Raw genomic sequence first — 7,983 nt, forward strand, 5'->3', positions numbered from 1 at the left:
GACTGCAACGGACGTGCTACGTCAGGCAGAAGACTTTGGCCAAAAGCCGGACTTGGTAGACCTGAACGCGTCGCTCAGGTCGCAAGCCGGTTTAGTAATTATGAGACCCTTGATCCTTACGAGCAGCAAAAAGAGGATTACAGAGAAGAAGTGGCCACACGTATACAATAGGACAAGTCCCAAGACTGCGTACTCAGACCCACCGCCAGACCAAGACGTTTGTTATGGTCAGGAGTATGACCAGACCTATCATGATTATTGTGCATGTTTATTAGATCCGTTTGAATGCCCAGGTGTCGAAGACACGCTTCCATGTGGTCCAAGTGATGACTGTGGAGGCAGCTCCCCGCCCGATGACCGTGACGAAACAGAAGAGGACGAGGAGGAGCGCTCAGACTTCGCCATCAAAGGCGAGAATGATGTAACGGTTGAAAGGTACAAGTCGTACGACGTGGCGATAGCTGAGCCTTCAATCAGGACAGAAGCCGTCGGATCAGTTGTAGATGAGACCCTCACTGAAATAGATGTATACTTAACAATTAATGCGAAAGAATTCCTTCCACTACCTAACGGAGACGTGGTTGAGAACGAGGTTGTGTCTTGGGGAGGTTGGTTTGACGACGAAACATCGGTAGGCTACATAACGCGATACCAAAAGACCGGTCTTTCCGAAAATGTGCGACTCTGGTTCTTCGCCAGCCATGCCGGTAGATACAAGCGCACAATGATGTTTTCCCCACGGGAAACGGTGATCCAATACACGAGAAGCTGGGCCGACCTATAGATATGAGATCTAGTCTTGATATAATTATATTTATTGTTTCGAGTATTGCCATGGCAGGAGCTGTAAATCCATGGACAGTTCAAGCTCAACCTTATATCCAATCACTTGACTGTACTCACCAAGACGGACCTCGAAGCTCGATTGTTTGTGCATCGTTACAGTCATATTCGTCATCCGATTCACTGACGATACTAGTTGGGTCACTAACTAACAACACCTTCAATGATATGTTCAGAGTGGAGTCATTATCGTTTACTGACTCAGACGTACGAGACATCAAAGTAGTGTATTCAGAAGGCTGCACATATACTCTGTGGTCTCGATATTCTGCCTCACGAGATGCTTTGAGCGTTTACTATTCATACATATGCTTTGACCCTTCTATAGACAGAGAGGGTATACATCGATCACTATTGATTGAAGATATCCAGGGACATTGGATGGACATCAACACAACCGTCCATGGCGGTGACGTTTATGTAGTCGTTCCATACCGAAGAAACGGCTGGCGGCATACCGAGCTATTCAAAATCAATCGTGGATCGGTGATGAGTGAAGACGTTCCGCTATCCTCGATGAGCGCATATGAACAGGTAACTGCTACCACCGACTCACTGCACGTAGGCTTCGTCGGCCCGTCACCTCGAACAACGCCTCTGACGGAAAGGACGAAAGCGAACAACTTATACATTATATCACGAGGTATAACAGACGATGGGTGGACGCACTGGAGGCCAGTTAAAATTCGGGAGATGAGAGGACCAGTGCACTTTCCTGATCTGTACGTAAACAAAGAGGAAATGACTTTCTCGTACATGATGGAGGGGCTTGACGCGGAGTCCACCGTTAACTCTATGACTCTCGACGGGGTTGCTGAGACACTAATGACGCTACGCGGTACTGAAGAGATTGCCGTTCCGCGCTACAGTCATTCAATTAACGGATTAACTATTTACATTAAAAGAAGCTTACTCGCGCAACATGCGCGATCTTATATCATGAAAAACGACCGCACATACGTAAGTCCATTATATGATTTTAGAACACGTCCGTCTATAGTGATCAAAAGAGGGAGACCAGTCCTCGTGTATGCCGGTAGAGATGGTGAGGTCGAAATTCGCCCATTCTACACCTGCCCCGTTAGCCATTCAGATCCACCTTGTCGGAGGGTAAGTCGATAGCTGATCTTTGCACTTACGTCTATCATAATCGGTTGAGGCCATAATATTGTGTAATCCGGGTGGCGATTAGGAAAAGACACCGAGTTCTATCAGGTTGGGAATGCGACCCACCATTCACCTGCTGAGCTACTTGCGATGGCCACCTTCCAGATTACAATCGACGACGAGAGGATCGAAGACCTTTTGCACAGCGACCAGGGCGTGCCCGCTCTCTTGGGGCCGATCCTCAACCAGATCTTCGACGCCGAGATGAGTGAGCACCTGCGGGCCGCGCCCCGCGAGCAGACCGACCGCCGCCACGGGTACCGGAACGGCTCGTACACGCTGCAGCGTACCCCACGTGTCGGAACGCTCGATCTGGAGGTGCCTCGCGACCGCGAGGGCACGTTCCAGACCTCCCTCTTCGACCGGTATCAACGGAGGTGGCGGACGTGTCCGTCTGAAGGCATTGGCCCTTGGGCTGATGCAGATGGTGGTACAGTGCGTCTCGACCCACCGCGTCAAGAAAATCACGACTGAACTCTGCGGCCGCGAGTTTACTCGCTCGACCGTATCGCGTCTCTGTGAGAAGCTGGACGAACAGGTCAATGCCTGGGCACGGCGCCCGCTGGACGGGCAGGCCTACCCGTTCGTGCTTTTTGCCCCGCTTCAGATTAAGGTTCGTCGTCAAGGGGCCGTGCGAGCGACGACCGTGATGCTCGGCGTCGGGATCGGAGCGGATGGGCAGCGGGAGCTCCTGGGGCTGCACCTCTCCTACGGCGAGACCGAGGGCGGCTGGCACCAGTTCATCGAGAAACTCAAGGCACGGGGCCTCGCCGGCATACGCGTGGTCACCAGTGACGCACACGAGGGCCTTCGGCGGGCGTTGCATACGGAGTACCTCGGGCTGATCTGGAAGCGGTGTCAGTCGCACTTCCTGCGCAACGTGATCGAGCAGTCGCCTTCCCCAATCCGTGACCGGATGCAGGACCGGCTGGACGTCATTCCGACTGCCTCGGCTCCCGCGCCGGCCCGTGAGGCCCTGCACGCAACGATTGAGGTGCTGGGCGGCGCTGATGGCGCGTTAGACGTGCTGGAGACCGGGTTCGACGGCGCCACCGGGCGCCGCTACTTCACGATGGATGCCTTCTTCGCCTGGGAGCATGCTCAGGCTGAAACCGCCCAGCCCGAGCCGGTCCCAACCGCAACACCGCTCCCGCACGCCGCATAATCCGATGATCCTGTCAGATCGCGATTACACAACATTCGGGACGTGATCCTAACGGTTGGGGTTCGCTCTCTGAACAGTATGCGAGGTCTATGATGCCAGGTGCTCACTTCGGTGTCAGGGGCAGCCACAGCATACCGTATTGCGCTAACGAGGCCTTCCGTGCTTCGCCATCACCTTGTACATCCGCTCCCGCTTGAAAGGCGTAAAGTTACGATACAATGCAAAAAAACCTCACTGCATTCGCCGTCTCCAGCGATGCGATGAGGTTTTCTGTCTGCCTGCCCGGGAGGATTCGAACCCCCGACCTGCGCATCCGTAGTGCGCCGCTCTGTCCATCTGAGCTACGGGCAGAAAATAGGTGTTCGGTCATACGAAGTCATCTCGCGACCGGAATACGGAGTCTATGCCTCCGACCGGAGAGTCGCAAATGAACACTCGGTCAAACGAAGTGCCGCCGTGATGCTCCTCGCAGGGCGGTCCAGTACCCCCGTTTGGTAAAATAATGCACGACGCGTCCGCCGGAAATGATCCCGTCGGAGCCGGGATCACGCATTGTTCACCGGATCGCGACCCGCGGAAATTCCTCCTTGCATTCAGGGCGCCCACTCAGGGCCGAAGGCATCACGCCGGGTCGGTCAGCTTGACCGAGTCTGTCGCCATTTCGGCGTCGAGATGGAAAAAGTGATTCGTGGGGCCGTGGCCATTTCCCAGGTCGAGCGAGTGGCGAATCGCAGCGGTGACGTACCGCTTGGCACGGTCGATGGCCTCCCCGAGCGACCGGCCGTGCGCCAGATGCGCGGCAATGGCGCTCCCGTACGTACAGCCCGTCCCGTGCGTGTTGTTCGTGCGGACGCGGTCAGCCGTATACGTGTGAAAGGCCGTTCCGTCGTAGAGAAGGTCCATCGCATCCGCCTTCTCGTTCAGGTGCCCGCCTTTCACGAGTACGGCCTCCGGCCCCATCGCGTAGATCGCCTTCGCCGCCTCGCGGGCATCGTCCTCGGACAGGATCTCGTTCCCTGTCAGGTATTCCGCCTCGTGAATGTTGGGCGTTGCGACCGTAGCCAGGGGCAATAGGATCTCGCGCAGCGTGTCGATCGCCTCGTCCTTCAGCAGCTTGAATCCGCTCTTGGAGATCATCACCGGGTCGACGACGAACGGGAAGAGGTCGTGCGCCTCAACTTTCGCCGCCACGGTACGGATGATGCTGGACGACGACAGCATGCCCGTTTTTGTCGCCGCCACGTCGAAGTCACCCGCCACGGCGTCGATCTGGGCGTCAATGATCCGATCGGGCATGTCGTACGACATCGTGACCGCTTCCGTGTTCTGGGCGGTGACGGCGGTCACCACGGACGTGGCAAACACGCCGTTCGCCTCCATCGCCTTGATGTCCGCCTGGATGCCGGCCCCGCCTCCGGAGTCGCTCCCTGCGATCGTAAGTGCCACGGGCTTGATCATGATCGGTGTCGTCTGATTGGTTGCTGAAATGAAATCGACCCTTGTCGCTCTTTCCGTATCCGACACCTCACGGCGAGTTTCCGGATCGGCGTGCAACGTGCATTAGCATCGACCGCGGGCCTATCGCGCTCACCTCTCGTCCGAGGCCGCCACCCTTCGGAGGTACGCCCCTGCCGCCCGAGCGGGGTCGCTTGCGTCCATGATGCCGCTCAGGACAGCGACGCCGTGCGCACCGGCGTGCAGGCACAACCCGACCCGTGCCGGCGTGATGCCGCCCAGCGCGAACACGGGCACCTCGGAGACAGCGCAGATTCGGCTGAGCGGCTCGATCCCCGTCCCTGGGTGTCCGGGCTTGCTTTCCGTCGGGAAGATCGGACTGAAGAAGAAATAGTCGACGCGCGCTGCTCGCGGCCCCGTTACCTCCTCTTGCTCATGTGCGGAGAAGCCGATCACGGCATCAGACCCGAGCCGCTCTCGGGCGACGCCCACACCGCAACCGTGCGTTCCGCCGTGGTAATCGAGACCCATCCGGTCGGCGATATCGAGTCGCTGATTGACGCTCACGCGGACGCCGGCATGGAGGGCTTCGACGCGGTCGCGCAGGCGGACAGCACCGTCGTAAAACGTGTCATCGTCGGCCTCATGATCCCGGAGGTGCACCCATCGAAGGCCCGCCTGCACGGCGTCGATGACACGGTCGGCGCGGCCCGGTCGCGTGAACCGGTCCGCAACAAGAATGAGGCGTGGAAGGTCGACCATGACAGGCAACGGGTTGACGGTAAACCATGGGACGCGTCGCCGCTCACTGTCCGACCCGACCTTCCATGGAAGACGAGGCCTTGGCGTAGATGCGTTCCGGCACCCGTCCCGCTCGGTACGCGAGGCGGCCGGACTCAACAGCGAGACGCATCGCCTTTGCCATTGCCACGGGATGCTGCGCCTCGGCGATGGCGGTATTGAGCAGGACGCCGTCGTAGCCGAGCTCCATCGCAATCGTGGCATCGCTGGCCGTTCCGATCCCGGCGTCCACGATCAACGGCGTGTCGGTTACCACCTCGCGGATAAGCCGGAGGTTGTACGGGTTGACGATGCCCATTCCACTGCCGATGGGCGAGCCGAGTGGCATCACCGCCGCGCACCCCATATCCGCCAGTTTGCGGCACGTGATCGGATCGTCGTTGGCATACGCGAGCACGGTGAAGCCGTCGTCGATGAGTTCTTTCGCCGCCTTCAGGAGCTGTTCGACGTCGGGCATCAACGTTTCGTCGTCCCCGATCACTTCCAGTTTGATGAGGTCGGTGTCCAGCGCCTCCCGGGCAAGCTGTGCGACGAGAACGGCCTCCCGTGCCGTGTAGCAACCGGCGGTGTTGGGCAGCACGCGGTAGCCGCCCTTTCGGATGAGATCGAGATGACTCTCGGGTGCGGGACTCTCGACGTTCACGCGACGGATGGCGACCGTAACAAGCTCGGCGCCCGACGCCTCGATGGCGTCGAGCATGATCTGCGGGTTGGGATACGAGCTCGATCCGATCAGGAGCCGAGACGAGTAACTATCGCCGCCGATCGTGAGGAGATCGTCGGACGCCTCCTGCCCGGCGACAGCCGGCAGTGCATCCGTATCCGTAGGGGCCGCTTCAGACATAGGCTCTTCGTCGTTCGAACGTCGTTGATGACACGCCGACGGGAAGGCGGCGAACGGGCAACCGATTCACCCCCCCTGCTGCGCGGTGATCACCTCGATGGTGTCGCCTTCGGCGACGGTCACGTCGGACCAGTCCTGCCGCCGAACGACGCTTTCGTTGATCGCGACGGCCACGCCGGATACACTCTCGGGATCGACGTCCAGATCCCGGAGAAGATCGGTCAGCGGATACCGGTGTGGCACCGAGCGGTCCTCGCCGTTCACGGTGATCTGGACAGTCTGGGCGTCGGATTCGGTCGTGCTCATGCGGAAGACTCGGGGATCGGTCCAGAAAATCGGGCGGGGGAAAACGGCTCGATCCAGCGGGATGTTTCTCCAGTCTGCACCAGTTTCGTCACCTCCTGTGCCGTCACGGGGGCCAGGAGAATGCCGTGACGGTAATGGCCGGTCGCGGCAATCACGCCCGGCGCCCCGGCACGGCCGACGATGGGCGCATGATCGCGGCTTGCCGGTCGGAGCCCGGCCCAGGTGTCGTCAACCGAAAGGTCGTACACACCGGGCACGATCTCCCACGCCCCTTCCAGCAGGTCGTAGAGACCGCCGGCTGTGACCTGCGTGTCGAAGCCCATCTCTTCGCTCGTGGCACCGATCACGAGGCGTCCATTCGACTTGGGCGCGAGGTAGGCGTCGGGGCCGCGAATCACGTGCTGAAGGTCGAACGGGAGCTTCATCTGGAGCTGAATCATCTGCCCCTTGACGGGACGAACGGGCAGCGGACCCACCGGCGCCAGACCGTCGATCTGCCGGGACCAGACGCCGGCGGCGAGAACGACCTCGCGACCGCGAATCTCCTCCCCGTCCGTCGTCACGACAACCGGTGCCGCCTCGTCCGGTCGAACGCTGTCAACGGTGGTGTTTTCGTGGAGCGTGCCCCCTTCCGCGAGAAACGCCTCCCGCAGGGCATCGAGCAGCAGTCGGTTGTCGACCTGATGGTCGGACGCGACCCAGATGGCAGCCGACACTCTGGGGCCGACGAACGGTTCGCAGTCGCGGGCCTCGTCCCCGGTAAGCCAGTCGACATCCAGTCCCTGCTCCGTCTGAAACTCATAGAGACGCCGGATCCGCTTGGTGCTGTCGGGGTCGTCGGCGACGATCAGCGTGCCGTCGTCCCGGTAATCGACGTTCCGCCCACTGGCTTCTTCTACAGCCGCAGCAAATGCAGGCCATCGGCGCAGGCTTTCCCGATTCAGATCGTACAGCTCCAGTTCCTCGAAACCGATCTCGGTGTCCGGCGCGAGCATGCCCGCCGCAAGCCACGAGGTGCCGCGCCCCGCACGGGTGCGGTCGAGAATCGTCGCCGGTATGCCGGCCCGAATCAATTCGAAGCCGGTCGCAAGACCGATCACCCCGCCGCCTACGATGATTACCGGATCTATCATGGAACGCGTGTTGATGAAGAGCGCCGTTTCGGTATCAGAAACGGTGCGCCGGCGGAAAGGTGTCGCCCGGCACCAAGACGGTACGTGATTTTGGAAAATCTACGCGGGACACGGGAATGGTCGGCCTGGCCACGAACATGCGGCCGTTCGCGTCCGTCTGTGTATCGATCCCAACGCTCGATTCGTACGCTTCTTCCTCTCTATGGCACGACCGATCCTGATCGCCGGTGCCGGCATCGCCGGGGCCTGCGCCGCCTACGAACTGGCCC

The 7,983-nt window shown here is 59.6% G+C and carries 9 protein-coding genes and 1 tRNA gene; 3 read left to right on the forward strand and 7 right to left on the reverse strand.

What is annotated here, in order from left to right; translation table 11 throughout:
* From ACFCU0_RS05805 to ACFCU0_RS05815, 3 genes are all read left to right on the forward strand, one after another.
* Nucleotides 1-784: hypothetical protein (locus ACFCU0_RS05805; protein WP_434972722.1), on the forward strand; the 784-nt coding region annotated here is incomplete at its 5' end.
* Between the two features lie 1,316 nt (nt 785-2,100).
* Entirely contained in the window at nt 2,101-2,484 is a 384-nt protein-coding gene (locus ACFCU0_RS05810) for a transposase (RefSeq protein WP_434972723.1), read from the forward strand.
* Nucleotides 2,435-3,175, forward strand: a complete 741-nt coding sequence (locus ACFCU0_RS05815; protein WP_434972724.1) for an IS256 family transposase — start codon at nt 2,435-2,437, stop codon at nt 3,173-3,175. Before ACFCU0_RS05810 ends, ACFCU0_RS05815 begins: the two co-directional genes overlap by 50 nt.
* 277 nt (nt 3,176-3,452) lie before the next feature.
* Here the strand turns inward: ACFCU0_RS05815 and ACFCU0_RS05820 are convergent.
* The 7 genes from ACFCU0_RS05820 to ACFCU0_RS05850 form a co-directional block, all read right to left on the reverse strand.
* Nucleotides 3,453-3,526 (reverse strand) — tRNA-Arg (locus tag ACFCU0_RS05820).
* Between the two features lie 270 nt (nt 3,527-3,796).
* A complete protein-coding gene (gene thiD / locus ACFCU0_RS05825; protein WP_434972725.1) occupies nt 3,797-4,633 on the reverse strand; it encodes a bifunctional hydroxymethylpyrimidine kinase/phosphomethylpyrimidine kinase in 837 nt (278 codons plus the stop codon).
* Between the two features lie 129 nt (nt 4,634-4,762).
* Nucleotides 4,763-5,392: a thiamine phosphate synthase gene (locus ACFCU0_RS05830; protein WP_434972726.1), complete on the reverse strand. Its 630-nt coding sequence runs from the start codon at nt 5,390-5,392 to the stop codon at nt 4,763-4,765.
* A 43-nt stretch (nt 5,393-5,435) separates the two neighbouring features.
* Entirely contained in the window at nt 5,436-6,275 is an 840-nt protein-coding gene (locus tag ACFCU0_RS05835) for a thiazole synthase (protein WP_434972727.1), read from the reverse strand.
* 66 nt (nt 6,276-6,341) lie between these two features.
* Nucleotides 6,342-6,581: a sulfur carrier protein ThiS gene (gene thiS / locus ACFCU0_RS05840; RefSeq protein WP_434972728.1), complete on the reverse strand. Its 240-nt coding sequence runs from the start codon at nt 6,579-6,581 to the stop codon at nt 6,342-6,344.
* Nucleotides 6,578-7,714: a glycine oxidase ThiO gene (gene thiO / locus ACFCU0_RS05845; protein ID WP_434972729.1), complete on the reverse strand. Its 1,137-nt coding sequence runs from the start codon at nt 7,712-7,714 to the stop codon at nt 6,578-6,580. Before thiO ends, thiS begins: the two co-directional genes overlap by 4 nt.
* Nucleotides 7,715-7,748: 34 nt before the next feature.
* On the reverse strand, nt 7,749-7,983 hold a 235-nt coding region (locus tag ACFCU0_RS05850; protein WP_434972730.1), incomplete at its 5' end, for a hypothetical protein.

This window comes from Longibacter sp., assembly GCF_051155795.1.
GTDB lineage: Bacteria > Bacteroidota > Rhodothermia > Rhodothermales > Salinibacteraceae > Longibacter.

Excerpts from the sequence above, each read along its gene's own strand:
- ACFCU0_RS05810 (WP_434972723.1), top strand. The coding sequence starts at position 2,101 with ATGGCCACCTTCCAGATTACAATCGACGACGAGAGGATCGAAGACCTT.
- ACFCU0_RS05815 (WP_434972724.1), top strand. The coding sequence starts at position 2,435 with ATGGTGGTACAGTGCGTCTCGACCCACCGCGTCAAGAAAATCACGACT.
- thiD (WP_434972725.1), bottom strand. The coding sequence starts at position 4,633 with ATGATCAAGCCCGTGGCACTTACGATCGCAGGGAGCGACTCCGGAGGC.
- ACFCU0_RS05830 (WP_434972726.1), bottom strand. The coding sequence starts at position 5,392 with ATGGTCGACCTTCCACGCCTCATTCTTGTTGCGGACCGGTTCACGCGA.
- ACFCU0_RS05835 (WP_434972727.1), bottom strand. The coding sequence starts at position 6,275 with ATGTCTGAAGCGGCCCCTACGGATACGGATGCACTGCCGGCTGTCGCC.
- thiS (WP_434972728.1), bottom strand. The coding sequence starts at position 6,581 with ATGAGCACGACCGAATCCGACGCCCAGACTGTCCAGATCACCGTGAAC.
- thiO (WP_434972729.1), bottom strand. The coding sequence starts at position 7,714 with ATGATAGATCCGGTAATCATCGTAGGCGGCGGGGTGATCGGTCTTGCG.